This is a genomic window from Pseudomonas sp. LB3P58 (genome assembly GCF_054897895.1).
Window position 1 is genome coordinate 5,114,629 of record NZ_JBUBVE010000001.1, and the last position, 19,668, is coordinate 5,134,296.

14 protein-coding genes are annotated in these 19,668 nt (G+C 58.9%); 8 read left to right on the plus strand and 6 right to left on the minus strand.

Features of this window, described 5'->3' with window-relative positions; genetic code table 11:
- Window positions 1-92: 92 nt before the first annotated feature.
- The 3 genes from ACYZTZ_RS23845 to ACYZTZ_RS23855 form a co-directional block, all read right to left on the minus strand.
- A complete protein-coding gene (locus ACYZTZ_RS23845) occupies window positions 93-710 on the minus strand; it encodes an FKBP-type peptidyl-prolyl cis-trans isomerase (protein WP_046048787.1) in 618 nt (205 codons plus the stop codon).
- 121 nt (window positions 711-831) lie between these two features.
- Complete coding sequence (locus tag ACYZTZ_RS23850) at window positions 832-1,131, minus strand: DUF6482 family protein (protein WP_056742834.1); 300 nt, start codon at window positions 1,129-1,131, stop codon at window positions 832-834.
- Between the two features lie 133 nt (window positions 1,132-1,264).
- Window positions 1,265-1,753, minus strand: coding sequence for a TIGR00645 family protein (locus ACYZTZ_RS23855; protein ID WP_056742836.1), 489 nt, complete (start codon window positions 1,751-1,753; stop codon window positions 1,265-1,267).
- 159 nt (window positions 1,754-1,912) lie between these two features.
- Between ACYZTZ_RS23855 and ACYZTZ_RS23860 the strand changes: the two genes are divergently transcribed.
- A complete protein-coding gene (locus ACYZTZ_RS23860) occupies window positions 1,913-3,742 on the plus strand; it encodes a hypothetical protein (RefSeq protein ID WP_461999890.1) in 1,830 nt (609 codons plus the stop codon).
- Window positions 3,743-3,747: 5 nt separating this feature from the next.
- Here the strand turns inward: ACYZTZ_RS23860 and ACYZTZ_RS23865 are convergent, their stop codons facing one another.
- Together ACYZTZ_RS23865 and ACYZTZ_RS23870 are read right to left on the minus strand one after the other, a co-directional pair.
- Entirely contained in the window at window positions 3,748-4,089 is a 342-nt protein-coding gene (locus ACYZTZ_RS23865) for a PA4575 family protein (protein ID WP_046048783.1), read from the minus strand.
- 324 nt (window positions 4,090-4,413) lie between these two features.
- Window positions 4,414-6,852, minus strand: a complete 2,439-nt coding sequence (locus tag ACYZTZ_RS23870; protein ID WP_056742840.1) for a Lon protease family protein — start codon at window positions 6,850-6,852, stop codon at window positions 4,414-4,416.
- A gap of 275 nt (window positions 6,853-7,127) precedes the next feature.
- Between ACYZTZ_RS23870 and ACYZTZ_RS23875 the strand changes: the two genes are divergently transcribed.
- From ACYZTZ_RS23875 to ACYZTZ_RS23890, 4 genes are all read left to right on the plus strand, one after another.
- The gene (locus ACYZTZ_RS23875) at window positions 7,128-7,616 is read left to right on the plus strand and encodes a DUF3015 domain-containing protein (protein WP_056742842.1); all 489 of its coding nucleotides are present in this window, start codon (window positions 7,128-7,130) and stop codon (window positions 7,614-7,616) included.
- Between the two features lie 104 nt (window positions 7,617-7,720).
- Window positions 7,721-9,574, plus strand: coding sequence for an Lnb N-terminal periplasmic domain-containing protein (locus ACYZTZ_RS23880; protein WP_461999891.1), 1,854 nt, complete (start codon window positions 7,721-7,723; stop codon window positions 9,572-9,574).
- An 83-nt stretch (window positions 9,575-9,657) separates the two neighbouring features.
- On the plus strand, window positions 9,658-10,014 hold the full coding sequence (locus ACYZTZ_RS23885; protein ID WP_461999892.1) for a hypothetical protein: 357 nt from the start codon (window positions 9,658-9,660) through the stop codon (window positions 10,012-10,014).
- Window positions 10,015-10,084: 70 nt separating this feature from the next.
- Window positions 10,085-10,579, plus strand: a complete 495-nt coding sequence (locus ACYZTZ_RS23890) for a GreA/GreB family elongation factor (protein ID WP_461999893.1) — start codon at window positions 10,085-10,087, stop codon at window positions 10,577-10,579.
- A 157-nt stretch (window positions 10,580-10,736) separates the two neighbouring features.
- Here ACYZTZ_RS23890 and ettA read toward each other — a convergent pair whose 3' ends face one another.
- Window positions 10,737-12,401: an energy-dependent translational throttle protein EttA gene (gene ettA / locus ACYZTZ_RS23895; protein ID WP_046048776.1), complete on the minus strand. Its 1,665-nt coding sequence runs from the start codon at window positions 12,399-12,401 to the stop codon at window positions 10,737-10,739.
- A 285-nt stretch (window positions 12,402-12,686) separates the two neighbouring features.
- On the opposite strand from ettA, the gene ACYZTZ_RS23900 reads away from it, so the two are divergent.
- The 3 genes from ACYZTZ_RS23900 (at window position 12,687) to ACYZTZ_RS23910 (ending at window position 19,602) form a co-directional block, all read left to right on the plus strand.
- Window positions 12,687-16,535 carry a sensor domain-containing protein gene (locus ACYZTZ_RS23900; RefSeq protein ID WP_461999894.1) on the plus strand — a complete coding sequence of 1,283 codons (3,849 nt, stop codon included), beginning with the start codon at window positions 12,687-12,689 and terminating at the stop codon, window positions 16,533-16,535.
- 223 nt (window positions 16,536-16,758) lie between these two features.
- Window positions 16,759-18,012: a serine hydroxymethyltransferase gene (glyA, locus tag ACYZTZ_RS23905; RefSeq protein ID WP_033054266.1), complete on the plus strand. Its 1,254-nt coding sequence runs from the start codon at window positions 16,759-16,761 to the stop codon at window positions 18,010-18,012.
- A 276-nt stretch (window positions 18,013-18,288) separates the two neighbouring features.
- A complete protein-coding gene (locus tag ACYZTZ_RS23910; protein ID WP_461999895.1) occupies window positions 18,289-19,602 on the plus strand; it encodes a C4-dicarboxylate transporter DctA in 1,314 nt (437 codons plus the stop codon).
- The last annotated feature ends 66 nt before the right edge of the window (window positions 19,603-19,668 follow it).

Here is a 19,668-nt window from a genome sequence, read left to right on the forward strand (position 1 = left end):
CGATCTGACAGCCAACATTGCTGCTGACTGACACACCGCTATCGCGAGCAGGCTCGCTCCCACATTAGCCCGACGTAGTATCGAGCCGGGTCTTACAGAACGTCGAGCAGCTCGACGTCGAATACCAGTACGCTGTGCGGCGGAATGCTGCCAACGCCTTGAGCGCCGTAAGCCAGTTCGCTCGGCACGTACAGACGCCATTTGCTGCCGGCGTTCATCAGTTGCAGGGCTTCGGTCCAGCCAGCGATCACGCCGCCAACCGGGAATTCTGCAGGCTGACCACGATCGTAGGAGCTGTCGAACACAGTGCCGTCGATCAGAGTGCCGTGGTAGTGAGTGCGCACTTGATCTTCACGGGTTGGCTTGGCGCCTTCACCCTGAGTCAGCACTTCGAATTGCAGGCCGGAAGCCAGGGTGGTGATGCCGTCACGCTTGGCGTTTTCAGCCAGGAATGCCAGGCCTTCGCCAGCAGCGGCTTCAGCTTTGGCAGCCGCTTCAGCTTGCATGATTTCGCGAATGACCTTGAAGCTCGCGGACATTTCTTCCTGACCTACACGGCTTTCCTTACCGGCGAAAGCGTCGGTCAGACCTGCCAGGATCGCGTCCAGGCTAACGCCCGGTGGCGGGTTGTCGCGCAGTTGATCGCCCAGCTGACGGCCAATACCGTAGCTGACGCGGGTTTCGTCGGTGGACAGATTTACTTCGGACATGACACTGCTCCGCTGTGCGGACGGCCCTGGAACTTGCCGTGCGTACACAGCGCGTCCCGGAGCGCCCGGAACCAAAAGGGCCAGCAGACTAGCACAGATGCCATTGCGTTGATGAGAGGTGTCAGTGCTGCCACGCAATCGGTACCTTCAGGCTCCCCTCGGAACTGGCACCGAGCCCACACATCTCGTCATGAACCGAAACGTGTACAAGGTTGAATGGCAAGCTGGGAAAGGCATGAAGCACTTCACGCGCATGCTCGACCGAACGTAAATGAAACATCTGGCCGTGGTTATCACTCAACGGATACGCCGCGCCATGCATCCGCGCTTCCAACAGGTAGATCCCGCCTTCCATCGAGATCAGATTGAGCTCATCAACCTTCCCGGCGATGGCATAAGCATTCAACTCTTTCAGGTCCATAAACGCACCTCACGCAATGGCGAGCCAAGATCTTTACAGGCATAGGCCTCGGCGCATCAAAGTACAAGCCACAAACGACACCGCCCGTCTGTTTCGCAACAGACGGGCGGTTTGGTATAGCGATAAGAAGCGATCAGTGCTTGGTCAGCTTATCCAGATAACCCATGGCAAACGCCGAAATCACGAAGGTCATGTGGATGACCACGTACCACTTCAAATGCTCGGGATCGACGTTCTTGGCGTCCATGAAAATCCGCAGCAGGTGGATGGAAGAAATGGCCACGATGGAAGCGGCCACCTTCATCTTCAACGAAGAGGAATCCATGGTGCCCAGCCAGTTGAGCTTTTCCTTGTCGTCATCGATATCCAGTTGGGAAACGAAGTTCTCGTAACCGGAAATCATCACCATCACCAGCAAACCGCCTACCAGCGCCATGTCGATCAGCGACAGCAACACCAGAATCAGATCCGACTCGGCCATCGAGAACACGTTAGGGATGACGTGGAAGACTTCCTGGAAGAATTTCAGCGCCAGGGCCAGCAGCCCGAGGGACAGACCGAAGTAGATAGGCGCCAGCAGCCAGCGGCTGGCGTACATTGCATTTTCGATAAAGCGTTCCATTAAATCTCACAAGGGGGCTGGAAATGGCCGCGAGTATATCAGCCACCTGTTACACCCAGAAACCGCCGGGAAATCCGCAACCTGCGAGTGTGTGACAAGGTTTTTCTGCTAGTGTCCAAAGCATTGACAGCTCAGCGACATCGGACAGGAAGACGGGAAATGGATGTGCGATTGCCCTTAACGAGCGCCGGCATTTGCCTGGCTTTGCTGATGAGCGCTTGCTCACCCAGCGATGAGAAGCGCCAGGTCAGCCTCGAGGAAAAGACTGCGCAGTTCGAGAAGTCTCTGGATGCGATTCAAGATCCGAAACTCAAGGAAGCCGTAGCTGAACTCGGCGGCTCACTGTTGTTACTCGAGCGGGCGCAACTCAAGCTCGACAGCAAACCGGTGGAAACAGAATATGGCGAAGACGCCCTCGCCGCCCTCAAGCACTATCCGACGCCCCAAGCCTTGGTCGACACGTACATCAACGGCCTGTTCGTGCTGCACAAAGATTCCAGTTCCGACTACCTGACCGACCTGCAACCGGTGTTCCCCTTCAACTTCAACATTCCGGTCGCGTTTCTCTTTCCCCATAGTCTTGAATGGCAATCGGTGACCTTGAGCAACAAACGCGTCATCCCGTTTCAGCCGGAATGGTCAGAAACCGATCCTGGAATTCAACTGAGCCCGTCGAGCTCAAACCTGACCAACCCCGACGACCTGACGGTGACCTACCCCTTCATCGACGGCCTGGACGTGGACAAAAAGAACCAGCCACAACCGGTGAGCCTGCAAGGCAAGGTGGAAGTGATCGCGCCGCGCCGACTCTACAGCTTCGACCTGACGAAAAAGGACGTTGGTCAGACTCGCACCAACGACAACCTCAGCGTCACCCTGCTGAACCTTGCAAACAACTACGCCGAAATCGAATTCAACAACAGCGCGCCACAGGCCCCCGAGGTCGGCGAAACACCGCTGAACCCGCTGATCGTCCAGGCCAAGGACAGCACCGGGCAATTTCTCTCGCGCTCAGGCTCGATCAACGAAACCTCCACACAAATAGCCTTCTATCAAAAGCAACTGGCGAAAATGCAACAGCAGAAAGCCTGGAGCGAGAGCTTCGAGAAACAGATCGATGAAGAGCAGCGCGCCTTTGAGAAGCAACAGAGCCACCATTATTCCAAGGTGTACTTCAACGGGTCGATCGACGCTCTTGAGGTCAGCGTACTGGACTTTTCAACCGCCACGGTGACCCGCAAGGACCTGAACCTGCCGGTACTTCGCTTCGACCCACACACCACGCAAAAGACCATCCAGCCACTGACGCTGCCGGTGGTGGTGTACGACGACCAGGCCCCGATATGGCTCAAGGGCGCCACGCTTGGCGAGGAACAACTGAAAAAGAGCGTCAGCATCAGTCAGTCGGTCGAAGAGCCCAGCGCCGCGCGTATCGAGTTCTATCACCCCAAAAGCTTCAATGATGAGCTGCTCGGCACCTCCTTCAGCCCCGGCGAAAGCCCGGTCAGTTTCTTTACCGAGGACGGTAACGGCAAACGCGATGAGCCGATCGAGTTGCCGCCTGAGGCTTACCAGGTCGATCCCCTGCGCGGCATCATCACCTACGACTTGAACCTGTTTCCAGAAACCCCGGCTTACGCGGTGGGCTCCATGCCGCTGTTTCTCGCCACTGTCGAAAAGAAAACCATCGACGCCCACCAGTTGCCCAAAGGGCTGGTGCTCAAAGGCAATGCGCTGGTGGTTGATCTGAAGCAGTTTCCCGCCCAGGACTGGCGTTTCTTCGCCAAGGACGACAGCGGCAATTATCTGAAGGAGATTCTTTCGGTCAGCCACGATGCGAGCGCAGAAGGCCCGGCATTATTGGGGGTGCATTACTTCTACGGACAGCCTGCCCGTCTGGAAACCTATCAACGAACCGATCTCTCCACCGTGCAATATGGCTTCGAGGTCAAACTCGACAAGGCGGACACGTCCAACCTTGCTCAATAGCCTGTTCAGTGCTCGGGCCGAAACTCGAAACCTCCAGGGTTGCGGCAGCGGCCACCATTGATTTCCCGCAGCTGAGCTTGCAGGTGCAGGCACCAGATTTGCGGATCATCGGCCAGCTCATAGCCGTGCAGGGTGAGACTTTCAACAATGGTGTCGAGGATCGACTCAGCCACAAAGGGGCCATGAAACGGGCCCTGGGCTTTGATGGCAGAAGGTTGTTCGCCGGCCATTCCAGCGGCGAAGAGTAAGGTCCACATGCCCGTATCCCCCGCCAATGGGCGGATGGCACACTCGATACGGGTCACAAGGCCCAGACATTGACGGGTGAGGCAGAGGTTGCGCGACATGGCGGCGACCCTCGGTAGATCCGGTATTCAGCCCCCACGGGAGGGCTGTCTCGATCCAGTGATTACTGTCGATATCCTTGACCTGAGAATAGAGGAAAAGTCTGACTAGCACGTCAAGTGAGACCAGAAGGCGCCGAATGGTCATTGTGTGAATATTGACGCCAGACTGATGGCACTTTTTCGGAGTGCGCCGGATACAAATGTGGGAGCGAGCCTGCTCGCGAAAGCGGTGTGTCAGGCGACATTGACGTCAACTGACACTCCCTCTTCGCGAGCAGGCTCGCTCCCACAGTGGATCTACGTGATCCTCAAATTGTTTCTGTATCAGGCCGGCTTGGTTTCCACCAAGGCTTCCTGCGCCATCTCTTTCTCAGCTTCCTTGAGGTCTTCTTCGCTGATCATTTCTGCGATGACCCGCAAGCGTTCCACCACCCGCGCGTTAACGCTGCCTTCAGGGAACTGACCATCGGCGTCCGGCGCACCGGCCGGCTCGCCGACCAACAGGCTCAGGGCTTCATCAGCCTGGCGCACGGCGTAGACGTGGAACTGCCCCGCGCGCACCGCCGTCAGCACTTTCTCGTCGAGCATCAGCGTGGCAACGTTGGCGTGGGGAATGATTGCGCCCTGCTCCCCGGTCAACCCGCGCGCTTCGCAGAGTCGGAAGAAGCCTTCGATCTTCTCGTTGACCCCACCCACCGCCTGCACTTCACCGAACTGGTTGATCGAGCCGGTGATCGCAAAACACTGCTTGAGCGGGGTTTTCGACAGGGCCGAAATCAAGGTGCAAGCCTCGCCCAGCGATGCGCTATCACCATCGACGTAACCGTAGGACTGCTCCAGGGCGATACTCGCGGAAATCGCCAGCGGGAATTCCTGGGCGTAACGACTGCCCAGATACCCGGTGAGGATCATCACGCCTTTGGAGTGAATCGGCTGGCCAAGATTGACCTCGCGCTCGATGTCGACGATGCCGCTGCCGCCTGGATACACCGTGGCGGAAATCCGCGCCGGTATACCGAAGGCCGAGTCACCGACCTCCAGCACTGTCAGCCCGTTGCACTTGCCGACCGCCGCACCTGCGGTGTCGATCAGGATGATCCCGGCCAGCATGTCATCGAGAATCCGTGCCGAGACGCGCCCGGTACGCGTGGCCTTGGCCTTGAGCGCACGTTCGATGTGCCCGGCGTCGGTCATTTCGTCACTGGCCAGTTGGCGAATGAAATCCGCCTCGCTGACCAGTTGGAACAGATCACCGATCCGCGCCGACAAACGCCCCTGGTGTTCAGCCAGGCGAGCACTGTAAGTCGCCAGACGCGCCACCGCATCAGCGGTCAGCGGCGCCATGCCTTCTTCGGAGGTGCGGGTCTTGAGCAACTGGGCAAACTGCTCCAGGCTTTCATCGACCATCGGGATGTCTTCGTCGAAGTCCACCAGGACACGGAACATCTCCTGGAAGTCCGGATCGAGGTCCTGCAGCGTGTAGTAGAGCTGTCGGGCGCCGATGATGACCACTTTGACCTGCAACGGAATATGTTGCGGAGTCAGGGTCACAGTGGCGAAACGGCCCATCTCGCCCAGCGGCGATTCCATTTTCAATTTGCGCGATTGCAGCGCGCGTTTGAGCGCATCCCACACGAACGGCTCACTGAGCATTTTTTCCGCTTCAAGAATCAGGAAGCCGCCGTTGGCGCGGTGCAGCGCACCCGGACGCAACTGTCGATACGTGGTGTAGAGCGCGCCCTGATCGGTGGTGTACTCGATGCGGCCGAACAGGTTTTCGTAAGTCGGGTGCGGCTCAAAGACCACTGGCGCACCGCCGCTGAACGGATGACCGACCACCAGGCTCGGCGCGTATTGCTCTTCCAGCAGCTTGCGGGCGATGGCGTCCGTCTTGCTGTCGTCCACCAGTTGCTCGACCACGGTCTTGAGCAGATACACCTGCATCGCTTGCAGGTAACCGCAAACGCCGGCGTTTTCCGCGTACTTTTCCGACAGCGGCGAGAGCAAGGGTTGCAAGGCCAGGGTGATGGTTTCTTCGTTGAGCTGGCGCAGTTGATTGCTCGACTCACGCTTCCATTGCGGCAAGCTGGCGAGTTCTTCGTTCAGCCGCTCTTCCAGCCACGAAATATCCTCGTGAAAACGCTCGCGATCGACTTCCGGCAACTGGGCAAATTCGGCCTCATCCACAGCCTTGCCTTCGCTCATCGGGGTGAAGGCGATATTGGTGCTGTCGCGGTACAGCGCAACGTCCTTCTCCAGCGCCAGGCGCTCGATCACATCCAGCGCCTTGTCGTAACGCTGGTTGAAGGCGCGGTCGATGGCGCTTTTCTTTTGCTGGTAGGACGGGTGTTCGAACACGGCCGGAAAAGTCGCCAGCAGGTTGTCGATCAAGCCGTTGATGTCATCGATAAAAGCACCGGCGGTGCCAGAGGGCAATTCCAGAGTGCGAGGTTCGCGAGGATCATCGAAATTGTTGACGTAGACCCAGTCCGCCGGGGTCTGCAGGCGTTTGCCTTCGGCTTTCAGATAGCGTTTGACGAACGAAAACCGGCCGGTGCCGGGCTCGCCCATGACGAATACGTTGTAACCGGGGCGTGGCATTGCCACACCGAACTGCAAGGCTTCGACCGCACGTTCCTGGCCAAGCACTCCGCGGAAGGGCTCCAATTCATTGGTGGTAGAGAAGCTGAACTGTTCAGCGGAAAACGGACGGGTCAGCGCTTCGGGCGCTAGACGCAAGCTGGCAGCAACAGGATCAGGCATCGGGCTTCCTTACATCAGGCGGGGCAGATAGCGGCATTCTGGCGCTGCCCATACCTCACTTGCAAGGCGCGCCTCTAGCCAAAGCATAGACAAAGCGACATCTCCAAGCGGGGCGGGCTTAAATCAATGTTTTCAACGAATGTTTCGCAAAAAATCACGGAACCCCAGGAACGTGCCTAAACTCCAAACTGCGCGGCTGGAACAATAACCGGCCCACTGGCGCCAGATCGGGCCAGCCCCCTGTCCATTGGTATGCACATAAAGAGAACAAAGCTATGAAACGGATTCTTCTCGGTACTCTCTTCGCCGCTGTATCCATCAACGCCATGGCTCAGGCGCCAGGCGGCCCGGATTGCGGTTGGGGCAACATGCTGTTCGAAGGTCAGCGTGGCACCCCGGCTCACTTCCTGGCATCCACCACCAACGGCACGTCCGGCAACGCAACCTTCGGGATGACCTCGGGTACCAACGGTTGCGCAACCAATGCGTCGCTGACCTATGGCGGCAAATCCTGGATTGCCATGAATGGCATGATGAACGAGCTCTCTGAAGACATGGCTAAAGGTCAGGGCGAAGCGCTGACCACTTACGCTGTAGTACTGGGCGTGGCGCCGGAAGACCGTGCGCATTTCGCCGCCGTCACTCATGAGCACTTCCAGCAGATCTTCAGCAAGGCTGATGTGACCGCTGACGACGTGCATACCAACACCCTGGCCGTTCTGAAGAGCGATCCTCGTCTGGCCAAGTACGCTACTCAAGCTTAAGCTCGAACCGCCCGCTCCTTCTCGGGGCGGGTTTTATTTTTTGAACCTGGCCCTTTTGGCCTGCCCCTTTGGGTCTTTGTTTTTTTCGACTTAAGTTGCCCACTATGCTCAAACGCCTTGCCTGGCTGGCGCTCTGTGTCTGCGCCCCGCTGTCTGCCACGCCCAAAATCGACAATCAACGTTTGCAGCAATTGGCCAATGACCCCTTCTGGATTTCTCTGGGCCACTACGAAACCGCCAAACTCGGTGGCTGGCGCAGCTATGTCAGCGACAAGAAATTCTTCCTCGCCGCCGACGGCAATGAACATCCGGACCGTGAGCTGGCGGCGACCGTGCAAGCGCTGTACGCCCCGGCCAGCGCCGGTGAAAAGCATGCGCAATGCGTCTATCCCGCCCGCACCCGCTGGCTGAAGGCGCAGCTCAACCTGAGCGATCTGCCGACGCTGGACTGCACTGAATTCAAGCAATGGTTCAAGGATGTTTCGCCCCACAGTGCGGTGATGATTTTCCCGGCGGCGTATCTGAACAGTCCGTCATCGATGTTCGGCCATACGTTGCTGCGTATCGACCAGGCCAATGTGCAGAGCGATCAAACTGCCCTGCTCAGTTATGCAATCAACTTCGGCGCGTACATCGAAGGCTCGGACAACAGCATCCTGTATGCCTGGAAAGGCTTGATGGGCGGCTATCCTGGTCTGTTTGCTCTGGTGCCTTATCAGGAAAAACTCTCGGAATACCGCAGTCTCGAGAATCGCGATCTGTGGGAATACCGCCTGAACCTGACCCAGGCAGAAACCGAGCGCATGGTCGAGCACGTCTGGGAGCTCAAGCAGATCCAGTTCGACTATTTTTTCTTCGACGAAAACTGCTCTTATCGTCTGCTGGAATTGCTGCAAGTGGCCCGCCCGAGCCTGCGATTGACCGAACAATTCCCGCTGACCGCGATTCCTACGGACACCGTCAAAGCGGTGAAAGAAGCCGGACTGGTGGAATCCATTCAGTATCGACCGTCTCGCGAACGTGAACTGCTGAGCCGCGCCGAGCCGTTGCCCCATGAAGAACAGGAATGGGTGCTGAAAGTCAGCGCCGACCAGAAGCAACTGCAAGAACCGGCATTCAAGGCTCAACCCAAGGATCGTCAGGCGCTGATCATCGACGCGGCCTATCGCCTGGAGCGCTACCGCGCCAACGGCCAGGAACGCGACCCGCAACGGGCGCAGCGCAGTTTCGAACTTCTGCGGGCGATCAACCAGAACCCCGCGCCGGAACTGGACATCCCGCAACCCGGCTTGCCTGAGGATGGCCACGAATCCCGCACTTGGCAGGCAGGCATCGGCACTCGGGGCGACAAGGCGTTTGGCGAATATGGCCTGCGCATGGCGTATCACGACCTCAACGACAACGCCGAAAGCTTCCCCCTCGGCGCGCAGATTGAAATCCTGCAAATGAAACTGCGCCAGTACGAAGGCAATCACTGGCAGTTGCAGCAATTGGACCTGGCGACCATCCGCTCCCTGACCCCGCGCAATGAATTGCTGCAGCCACTCTCGTGGCAAGTCACCGGCGGCCTGGAGCGCGTGCCGGGCAAGCATGACGACGAAACTCTGGTCAGCCACGTCAATGGCGGTGGCGGCGGGACCTGGCAACTGGGCGACGACATGCTTGGCTTTGCTTTGGGCACCGTGCGCGTTGAGCACAACAACGACTTTGCCGGCTTCATCGCACCGGCGGCGGGCTTCAACAGCGGTTTGCTGTGGAAAAACCCGCTGGGCAACTTCAGCCTGGAAGCCAAGGGCGACTTCTTCACCAACGGCGAAGTGCGCCGTAGCGTGAGTCTGAATCAGCAGTGGGAATTGTCGCGCAACCTGGGTTTACGCCTGAGTGCCCAGCGCGAATTCAGCCACCTGGCTTCGCCCGAGAACGAAGTGATGCTTGAGGTGAAGTGGTATCACTATTGACCTTTTGATCTTTCTTTCACATCCCGCTCACGAATCCACTCCTAGACTTCTCCTATAGGCCGTTGACGGCCTGGGAGTCTGAGATGTGGCGTTGCGTGGGTGTGGCGGGTTTGCTGATGTTGATCGCGGGTTGCCAGACGACCCACGAGGATTTGATCGCCAAGGGTTATCCACCGGCATTCGCCGATGGCTTCGATGACGGTTGCAGCAGTGGCCGGCAAGCGGCGGGGGCAATCACCGGAGAGTTTCGTAAAAACGTTCCACGTTACCTCAAGGACAAGCAGTACGCCGAGGGCTGGAGCGATGGCTTCCGTCAGTGTCAGGCGATGCGCGAAAGCGAGGACCGTGAGGATTATCGCAGCCACCATTGGGACGACCGGAACAAAGCCTGGCAGCAGCAGAAGGATCAGGACGCCGCTCGTGCTTTTCGCTCGCAATAAGTCGCCCACAGATATCTGTCGAAACTAAAAGCCTGCGACCATGGCCCAAACCCTATAACGGGAGACAACCATGAGTCGCGCCTTCGTCAATGAAGATAATGCCGCCGCGCAAGCCGATCAGCCCGTCGAACGGCAAGTCAGCGCGCAGCCCAATTACGTCACGCCCACGGGGCTGGCCCAGTTGCAGGTGAAAGTCGCCGAGGTGCAAAACCTGCTCAATGAACAGAGTGCAAAGGGTGAACTGGCAGACAAACAGAGCCAGGCTGACCTTGAGCGCGACTGGCGGTATTTCAATCAACGCCTGCAAAGCGCTCAGTTAGTCGTACCGGCCTCCTCGACCAACAAAGTGCAGATTGGCGCCTGGGTGACGTTTGCCGATGAACAGGGCAAAGAGCAGCGTGTGCAGTTGGTCGGCGAGGATCAGGCGGACGCTGCCAGCGGATTGATCAATTGGGGGTCGCCACTGGGGCGGGCGTTGCTCGGTGCGCAGGTCGGGGATGAAGTGCTGTGGAAGCGACCGGCGGGAGATTTGGTGATTGAGGTTTTGAATATAGATATTGAGTGACCATTAGGCCGCCTTCGCGAGCAGGCTCGCTCTCACATTTGAAATGCGTTCCCCTGTGGGAGCGAGCCTGCTCGCGATGGCCGCGCTGCGGCCTATCTGAAACCCCATAAAAAAACGGAGCCCGAAGGCTCCGTTCTTTCATGCAACCAACCTGAAATCAGGCCAGTTTCTTGTGCCGTACACGATGCGGCTGAGTCGCGGCTTCGCCGAGGCGTTTGCGGCGGTCGGCTTCGTACTCGGTGTAGTTGCCTTCGAAGAACACCGCTTGCGAGTCGTCTTCGTACGCCAGGATGTGAGTCGCGACGCGGTCAAGGAACCACCGATCGTGAGAGATCACAATGGCGGCGCCCGGGAAGTCCAGCAGGGCTTCTTCCAGGGAACGCAGGGTTTCAACGTCGAGGTCGTTGGACGGTTCGTCGAGCAGCAGGACGTTGCCGCCCTCTTTCAGGGTCAGCGCCAGGTGCAAGCGACCGCGCTCACCACCGGACAGGTCCTTGACGAACTTCTGCTGATCGCCGCCCTTGAAGTTGAAGCGACCGACGTAGGTGCGCGACGGGATCTCGTAGTTGCCGATGCGGATCTGGTCGGAACCGTCGGAGATTTGCTGGAACACAGTCTTGCTGCCGTCCAGGTCTTCGCGGCTCTGATCGACGCACGCCAGTTGCACGGTTTCGCCGACTTCGATGCTGCCCGAATCCGGTGTTTCCTTGCCCATCAGCATGCGGAACAGGGTCGATTTACCGGCACCGTTACCACCGATCACGCCAACGATGGCGCCTTTAGGCATGGAGAACGAAAGGTTGTCGATCAGCACGCGATCGCCGTAGCCCTTGGAAACGTTCTTGAATTCGATGACCTTGTCGCCCAGGCGTGGACCGGCCGGGATGTAGATCTCGTTGGTTTCGCTGCGCTTCTGGAATTCCTGCGATTGCATTTCTTCGAAGCGTTGCAGACGAGCCTTGGATTTGGACTGGCGGGCCTTGGCGCCTTGGCGCACCCACTCCAGTTCTTCCTTCATGGCTTTTTCGTGGGCCGACTGCTGCTTGGATTCGGCAGCCAGACGATTGGACTTGGCTTCAAGCCAACCCGAATAGTTGCCCTCGTAAGGGATACCGGCGCCGCGGTCGAGTTCGAGGATCCAGCCAGCGACGTTGTCCAGGAAGTACCGGTCGTGCGTGATCGCAACCACGGTGCCCGGGAAGTCGTGCAGGAAGTGCTCCAGCCAGGCGACGGAATCGGCGTCCAGGTGGTTGGTCGGTTCGTCGAGCAGCAGCATGTCGGGGGCAGACAGCAGCAGGCGGCACAGGGCCACACGACGCTTTTCACCACCGGACAGGAATTCGACCTTGGCATCCCACGCCGGCAGGCGCAGCGCATCGGCGGCGACTTCCAGTTGGCGATCCAGGTTGTGACCGTCGCTGGCTTGCAGGATGGCTTCGAGCTTGGCCTGTTCGGCGGCCAGTTTGTCGAAGTCGGCATCTTCATCAGCGTAAGCCGCGTAGACCTCGTCCAGGCGCGCCTGGGCGTTCTTGATCACGCTGACCGCTTCCTCGACCACTTCACGCACGGTCTTGGTCGGATCCAGGATCGGTTCCTGCGGCAGGTAGCCGATGTTCAGGTCCGGCATCGGACGGGCTTCGCCCTCGAATTCGGTGTCGACGCCGGCCATGATTTTCAACAGCGTGGATTTACCCGAACCGTTGAGGCCGAGTACGCCAATCTTGGCGCCCGGGAAGAACGACAGCGAAATGTTTTTCAGGATTTCCCGCTTCGGCGGAACAACTTTACCCAGCCGATGCATGGTGAATACGTATTGAGCCATGGAGAACCTAGGGTCAGTGAACGATGAATGATTGGGGCGCGGGCGATGCCCGGCCAGGCCGTGCGCGTTGGCCGATTGATGGGTATCAATGCGTGCGCGCTGAAAAAGCCTGATTCTAGGAGCTGGAACGCTCCCGCGTAACCGGCAAAGCTACCTGATTGACGGAAGGCAGTCCAGCCGAGCGGGACTGGCACTTTGCCACAACTCAGGGCATGCTAGCCGCCCTCCGGGCGTCCGGCTTATAGTGCACGTCGCGCCAGTCCAGCCAAACCGCAGGATTACAGTTTGTCTAATGTCTCTCCCCCTTCTTCCGTGAGCGCACTCAATCCTGCGACCGGCTCACCCCTGCGTGGCTCCTTGAAGGGCGCGCTGGCGACGCTCGTCCTGTTGCTGCTCGCACTGCTGTTCTGGCAGTTGCTGGATCAGCTGCGCGAGACCCAGAAAAACCAGCGTCAGTACACCATCGACTACACCGCCGATCTGGCCTCGCAAGTCAGCTTGAACATGGCGCTCAACGCCCAGATCGCCCTCAACCTGCTACCGATCGTCGAACAACCAAAAAGCGCCGACGAACTGCAGGTGCTGCTGCGCAAGCTGCAAAAATCCTTGCCTGACCTGCGCAGTCTCGCGTTGCTCAGCCCTTCAGGGAAAGTCCTCGGCGACAGTGCCGACGACAGCAACGACGCCGACTACCTGAGCGAACTGGTCCGGCGCAGTCACGCCCAGACCCATTATTTCAGCAATGCCAATGACGGCTCGGTGGTGCACCTGTTGCTGCATCAAGCCAGCGGTAACACCCGCGGCTACTGGGTTCTGCGCCTGACGCCGACATTTTTTTCATCGCTGACCAAACAAAACGAAACCGGTATTCGCCCGCTGTGGCTGGTGGAAAACCGCTTCAATCACCAAGTCATCAGTCGCGATGAGCCACTACCCTTGGCCAAGCCCGGCGAACTGACCGAGGACGATGTGGCCAACAGCGTGCTGACCGTGCCCCTGAGCAGTAGCGACTGGCAACTGCGCGGGTTGTTCGACCGGCAACGGATGATCGAACAGCTGTTGCCGGCGTTCATCGGCAAATGCCTTCTGGGCCTGGCCTTCTCGCTGCTGCCGTTCATCGCCCTGCTGAACATGCGCCGCCGCCAACGCCAGGTGCACGAAGGCCGTCGACGCTACCAGGATATTTTCGAAGGCACCGGCGTCGCCTTGTGTGTACTCGACGTATCCGGGCTCAACAGCTTCTTCGACAAGGCTCAGCTGCACAGCAGCGAACACCTGAAGGCCTGGCTCGAGACACCGGAACAACGCCAGCACCTGCTGCAGGAACTGCGCATCACCGAGGTCAACCTGGTCGCCCTGCAACTGCTCAACGTCAACACGTGCGATCAAGCCTGGAAACTGCTGATCGACGGTAACCCGCAGGACGGCACCGCCATCGGCAATCAAGTGCTCGACGCGGTGCTCAACCAGCAGAAACAGCTTGAACTGGAAATCAAACTGCAAGACGCCAATGGCCGCGACCAGCACTTGTGGCTGGTCCTGCGTCTGCCGGAAGACCAGGACGACTATAAAGCGGTGATCCTGAGCATCACCGACATCACCAGTCGCAAGCTGGTCGAACTGTCGCTGTTGGAGCGTGAAGGATTCTGGTCCGACGTGGTGCGCACCGTGCCGGATCATCTGTACGTGCAAGACGTGATCAGCCAGCGAATGATTTTCAGCAACCACCACCTCGGCCAGACACTCGGTTACAACCGCACCGAACTGCACCAGATGGGTGAGTATTTCTGGGAAATTCTGCTGCACCCCGAAGATGCCGACTTCTACCACCGCTCGCGCCAAACCCAGCGCCAGACCGGTTACAGACAATTGATGCAATGCCAGCTGCGCTTTCGCCATCGGGACGGTAAATGGCGGCGCTTCGACATCCGCGAACAGGCGCTGGCGCGGGACAAGCACGATCAGGTGACGCGAATCATCGGCGTGGCCAAGGACATCACCGATCAGATTGAAGCCAGTGAGTCCCTGCGCGACAGCGAGCAGCGTTACCGGATGCTTGCCGAAAGCATCAGCGACGTGATTTTCTCAACCGACAGCAAGTTGGCGCTCAACTACGTCAGCCCGTCGGTGCAAGCCGTGCTGGGCTACGACGCCGACTGGATTTTCCAGAACGGCTGGCAATCGACCATCGCCAACCCGCAACAGCTGACCGGCATTTACAGCCTGATGGACCGGGTCAGCAAAGCGCTGAATAAACCCGACCAACTGGCGCTGTTGCGCAGCCAGGTGCAGACCCAACTGTTTTTGTTCGACTGCCTGCGGGCCGACGGGCGCAAGATTCCCATCGAACTGCGGCTGGTGCTGGTCTGGGACGAACACGGTGCGTTCGAGGGCGTGCTGGGCGTCGGTCGCGACATCAGCCAGCAACGCCGGGCCGAAAAAGACCTGCGCATGGCCGCGACTGTATTTGAGCACTCGACCTCGGCGATCCTGATCACCGACCCGGCCGGCTACATCGTCCAGGCTAACGAAGCCTTCAGTCGTGTCAGCGGTTATGCTGTGGAGCAGGTGCTCGACCAGTTGCCGAACATGCTGACCGTCGACGATCAGCAGGAAGCCCATCTGCGTTACGTGCTCAAGCAATTGCATCAGCACAGCACGTGGGAAGGCGAAGTCTGGCTCAAACGACGCAATGGCGAGCATTACCCGGCCTGGGTCGGGATCACGGCGGTGCTGGATGACGAAGGCGATCTGGCCAGCTACGTGTGCTTCTTCAGCGACATCAGCGAACGCAAGGCCAGTGAGCAGCGGATTCACCGCCTCGCCTATTACGACGCCCTGACTCACCTGCCCAACCGCACACTGTTCCAGGATCGCCTGCACACGGCACTGCAATCGGCCGAACGGCAGAAGTCCTGGGTGGTACTGATGTTCCTCGACCTGGACCGATTCAAACCGATCAACGACTCCCTGGGCCACGCCGCTGGCGATCGCATGCTCAAGGAAATGGCCACGCGCCTGCTCGGCTGTGTCGATGATGACGACACCGTGGCGCGCATGGGCGGCGATGAATTCACCTTGCTGCTGCAACCGCGGGCCAACCGTGAAATTGCCTTGAACCGGGCGATTCATGTGGCCGAACAGATTCTCGCCAGCCTGGTGAAACCGTTCGTGCTTGAAGGCCGAGAGTTCTTCGTCACCGCCAGTATCGGCATCGCCCTGAGCCCTCAGGACGGTAACGAACTCAGCCAGCTGATGAAAAACGCCGACACCGCGATGTATCACGCCAAGGAGCGCGGCAAGAACAACTTCCAGTTCTATCAGGCCGATATGAACGCCAGCGCCCTGGAGCGTCTGGAACTGGAAAGCGACTTGCGTCACGCCCTGGAGCAGAACGAATTCGTCCTCTACTACCAACCGCAGTTCAGCGGCGATGGCAAACGCCTGACTGGCGCCGAAGCCTTGCTGCGCTGGCGCCATCCGCGACGCGGTCTGGTGCCGCCGGGAGACTTCATTCCGGTGCTCGAAGAGCTCGGTCTGGTGGTGGATGTCGGCGACTGGGTGATCAGCGAGGCCTGCCGTCAGCTCAAGACCTGGCATCAGGCCAAGGTCCGGGTACCGAAGGTGTCAGTGAACATCTCGGCCCGGCAGTTCTCCGACGGCCAGCTCGGCACGCGAATCGCCACCATCCTCAAGGAAACCGGCCTGCCGCCGGCATGCCTGGAGCTGGAACTGACCGAAAGTATCCTGATGCGCGAAGTCAGCGAAGCGATGCAGATTCTCGCCGGGCTGAAAAATCTCGGCCTGAGCATCGCGGTCGACGACTTCGGCACCGGTTACTCATCGCTCAACTACCTCAAGCAGTTCCCGATCGACGTGCTGAAAATCGACCGCACCTTCGTCGACGGCCTGCCGTCGGGCGAGCAGGATGCGCAGATCGCCCGCGCGATCATCGCCATGGCCCACAGCCTCAATCTGGCGGTTATCGCCGAGGGCGTGGAAACCCACGAGCAACTCGACTTCCTGCGCGAGCATGGTTGCGACGAGGTTCAGGGGTATCTGTTCGGCCGGCCGATGCCGGCGAACCGGTTTGAGGCGCAGTTCAGCAATGATGCGTTGTTCATGTTCGACTGAGGCCTTGTGGTGTTGCGGGCGGCCTCTTCGCGAGCAAGCCCGCTCCCACATTTTGAAATGCGTTCCCCTGTGGGAGCGGGCTTGCTCGCGAAGAGGCCCTCCGACGCACCGCATATCTGGTCATGAAGCCCACTTGTCTGCGACATGATGTCCTTTCATATGCCATCTAAAACCCATTGGGTTAGAATGCCCCCCTTTTCTGCCCCGATCCTTGAGGACCGCCATGTTCAGCCGTGATTTGACTATTGCCAAGTACGACGCCGATCTCTTTGCCGCCATGGAGCAAGAAGCTCAGCGCCAGGAAGAACACATCGAGCTGATCGCTTCGGAAAACTACACCAGCCCTGCGGTCATGGAAGCTCAAGGCTCGGTACTGACCAACAAGTACGCCGAAGGCTACCCGGGCAAGCGCTACTACGGTGGTTGCGAGTTCGTCGACGTGGTCGAGCAACTGGCCATCGACCGTGCAAAAGAACTGTTCGGCGCTGATTACGCCAACGTTCAACCGCACGCCGGTTCGCAAGCCAACAGCGCCGTTTACCTGGCTCTGCTGCAAGCGGGCGACACCATCCTGGGCATGAGCCTGGCGCACGGTGGTCACCTGACCCACGGTGCCAGCGTTTCTTCCTCCGGCAAGCTGTACAACGCCGTTCAGTACGGTATCGACGGCAACGGCCTGATCGACTACGACGAAGTCGAGCGTCTGGCGGTTGAACACAAGCCGAAAATGATCGTGGCCGGTTTCTCTGCCTACTCGCAGATCCTGGACTTCCCGCGCTTCCGCGAAATCGCTGACAAGGTTGGCGCCTACCTGTTCGTCGACATGGCCCACGTGGCCGGTCTGGTCGCCGCTGGCGTCTACCCGAACCCGGTGCCTTTCGCTGACGTCGTGACCACCACCACGCACAAAACCCTGCGCGGTCCACGTGGCGGCCTGATCCTGGCTCGCGCCAACGCCGACATCGAGAAGAAACTGAACTCCGCAGTATTCCCTGGCGCCCAAGGTGGCCCGCTGGAGCACGTGATCGCCGCTAAAGCGATCTGCTTCAAGGAAGCGCTGCAACCTGAGTTCAAGACCTACCAGCAACAAGTGGTGAAAAACGCCCAGGCCATGGCCGGCGTGTTCATCGAGCGCGGTTACGACGTGGTGTCGGGCGGTACTCAGAACCACCTGTTCCTGCTGTCGCTGATCAAGCAGGAAATCTCCGGTAAAGACGCTGACGCCGCTCTGGGCAAAGCGTTCATCACCGTGAACAAGAACTCCGTGCCAAACGATCCACGCTCCCCGTTCGTCACCTCCGGCCTGCGCTTCGGTACTCCGGCTGTGACCACTCGTGGCTTCAAGGAAGCAGAGTGCAAAGAACTGGCCGGCTGGATCTGCGACATCCTGGCGGATCTGAACAACGAAGCGGTGATCGACGCCGTTCGTGAGAAGGTCAAGGCCATCTGCAAGAAGCTGCCGGTATACGGCGCCTAATCAGCCCGCAGAACCGCAGCAATGAAAAAACCGGCCAGTGATGGCCGGTTTTTTTTCGTCCGCAATTTTTTCAAACCGCGAAAAGGCTCAAGGTCGGGGCATTGCGCTCAACTGGTAAGACCGGTCATGCCAATTTTTCAAAATATGCTTGCGATCACCCAAAAACAGCGCCTAGACTGCGCCTGCACTGGACATACCGGTAAGACCACAATAATTAAGTCCTGAATCTGATGCGCGAAGCGCACGGCAGCCAGGACACCGACCAGGATTCCTCCCATGCTCAGATGGTGCTCGCGTTCAATCTTCCTCCAAGTGGTTCTCGGACTGGTGCTCGGCATCGTCTGCGGGCTGACCCTTCCTGAATACTCCGCCCAGCTCAAACCTCTCGGCGATGGCTTCATCAAACTGATCAAGATGCTCATCGGTCTGATCGTGTTCTGCGTAGTGGTCAGCGGCATCAGCGGTGCCGGCGACCTGAAGAAGGTCGGGCGCATCGGCCTGAAATCGGTGATCTACTTCGAAATCCTGACCACCATCGCCCTGGTGATTGGTCTGGTGTTCGCTTTCAGCACCGGCATCGGCAGTGGCGCGAACATTCATCTGGATCAGCTTTCCGCTGCCGACATGGGCGACATCGCCCAGCGTGGTCAGCACATGCACACCACCACGCAGTTCCTGATGGACCTGATCCCGACCTCGGTAATCGGCGCCTTCGCGGAGAACAACATTCTGCAAGTGCTGCTGTTTTCGGTGCTGTTCGGCAGTGCGCTGAACCTGGTGGGCGAAGCAGCGTCGGGTATTTCCCGGCTGATCAATGAACTGAGCCACGTGATCTTCCGCATCATGGGCATGATCGTGCGTCTGGCGCCGATCGGCGTGTTCGGCGCCATCGCTTTCACCACCAGCAAATATGGCTTGGATTCGCTGCAACACCTGGGCAGTCTGGTCGGCCTGTTTTACCTGACCTGTTTCGCGTTTGTGTCAGTGATTCTCGGCCTGGTGATGCGCCTGTCCGGCCTGCGGATGTGGCCGTTGCTCAAGTACCTGCGCGAAGAACTGCTGATCGTCATGGGCACCGCCTCCTCCGACGCCGTGCTGCCACAAATCATGCGCAAGCTTGAGCATCTGGGCATCGGCAGTTCGACGGTCGGGCTGGTGATTCCGACCGGTTACTCGTTCAACCTGGACGGTTTCTCGATCTACCTGACCCTGGCCATCGTGTTCATCGCCAATGCCACCGGCACGCCGCTGGCCATGACCGATCTGCTGACGATTCTGCTGGTGTCGTTGATCTCCTCCAAAGGTGCCCACGGGATTCCCGGCTCGGCGCTGGTGATTCTCGCGGCGACACTGACGGCGATCCCGGCAATTCCGGTAGTAGGCCTGGTGCTGGTGTTGGCAGTGGACTGGTTCATGGGCATCGGCCGGGCGCTGACCAACCTGATCGGCAACTGCGTCGCCACTGTGGCCATCGCGCGCTGGGAAAAGGACATCGATATCCAACGGGCGAATAAAGTACTTTCTGGCCAGGTGGGTTATACCTTCCAGCCGAGAAAACCTGTCGGCCCGGCACATCAGCAGGAATTCTGAATAATCGCCGTGTCTGCCCACGGGCAGGCACGGTCATCAATCGTTTTGGATGCTCATGGAGCGAAC

Excerpts from the sequence above, each read along its gene's own strand:
- ettA (WP_046048776.1), bottom strand. The coding sequence starts at position 12,401 with ATGGCTCAATACGTATTCACCATGCATCGGCTGGGTAAAGTTGTTCCG.
- ACYZTZ_RS23860 (WP_461999890.1), top strand. The coding sequence starts at position 1,913 with ATGGATGTGCGATTGCCCTTAACGAGCGCCGGCATTTGCCTGGCTTTG.
- ACYZTZ_RS23875 (WP_056742842.1), top strand. The coding sequence starts at position 7,128 with ATGAAACGGATTCTTCTCGGTACTCTCTTCGCCGCTGTATCCATCAAC.
- ACYZTZ_RS23865 (WP_046048783.1), bottom strand. The coding sequence starts at position 4,089 with ATGTCGCGCAACCTCTGCCTCACCCGTCAATGTCTGGGCCTTGTGACC.
- ACYZTZ_RS23850 (WP_056742834.1), bottom strand. The coding sequence starts at position 1,131 with ATGGACCTGAAAGAGTTGAATGCTTATGCCATCGCCGGGAAGGTTGAT.
- glyA (WP_033054266.1), top strand. The coding sequence starts at position 16,759 with ATGTTCAGCCGTGATTTGACTATTGCCAAGTACGACGCCGATCTCTTT.
- ACYZTZ_RS23885 (WP_461999892.1), top strand. The coding sequence starts at position 9,658 with ATGTGGCGTTGCGTGGGTGTGGCGGGTTTGCTGATGTTGATCGCGGGT.
- ACYZTZ_RS23870 (WP_056742840.1), bottom strand. The coding sequence starts at position 6,852 with ATGCCTGATCCTGTTGCTGCCAGCTTGCGTCTAGCGCCCGAAGCGCTG.
- ACYZTZ_RS23855 (WP_056742836.1), bottom strand. The coding sequence starts at position 1,753 with ATGGAACGCTTTATCGAAAATGCAATGTACGCCAGCCGCTGGCTGCTG.
- ACYZTZ_RS23910 (WP_461999895.1), top strand. The coding sequence starts at position 18,289 with ATGCTCAGATGGTGCTCGCGTTCAATCTTCCTCCAAGTGGTTCTCGGA.
- ACYZTZ_RS23890 (WP_461999893.1), top strand. The coding sequence starts at position 10,085 with ATGAGTCGCGCCTTCGTCAATGAAGATAATGCCGCCGCGCAAGCCGAT.
- ACYZTZ_RS23880 (WP_461999891.1), top strand. The coding sequence starts at position 7,721 with ATGCTCAAACGCCTTGCCTGGCTGGCGCTCTGTGTCTGCGCCCCGCTG.
- ACYZTZ_RS23845 (WP_046048787.1), bottom strand. The coding sequence starts at position 710 with ATGTCCGAAGTAAATCTGTCCACCGACGAAACCCGCGTCAGCTACGGT.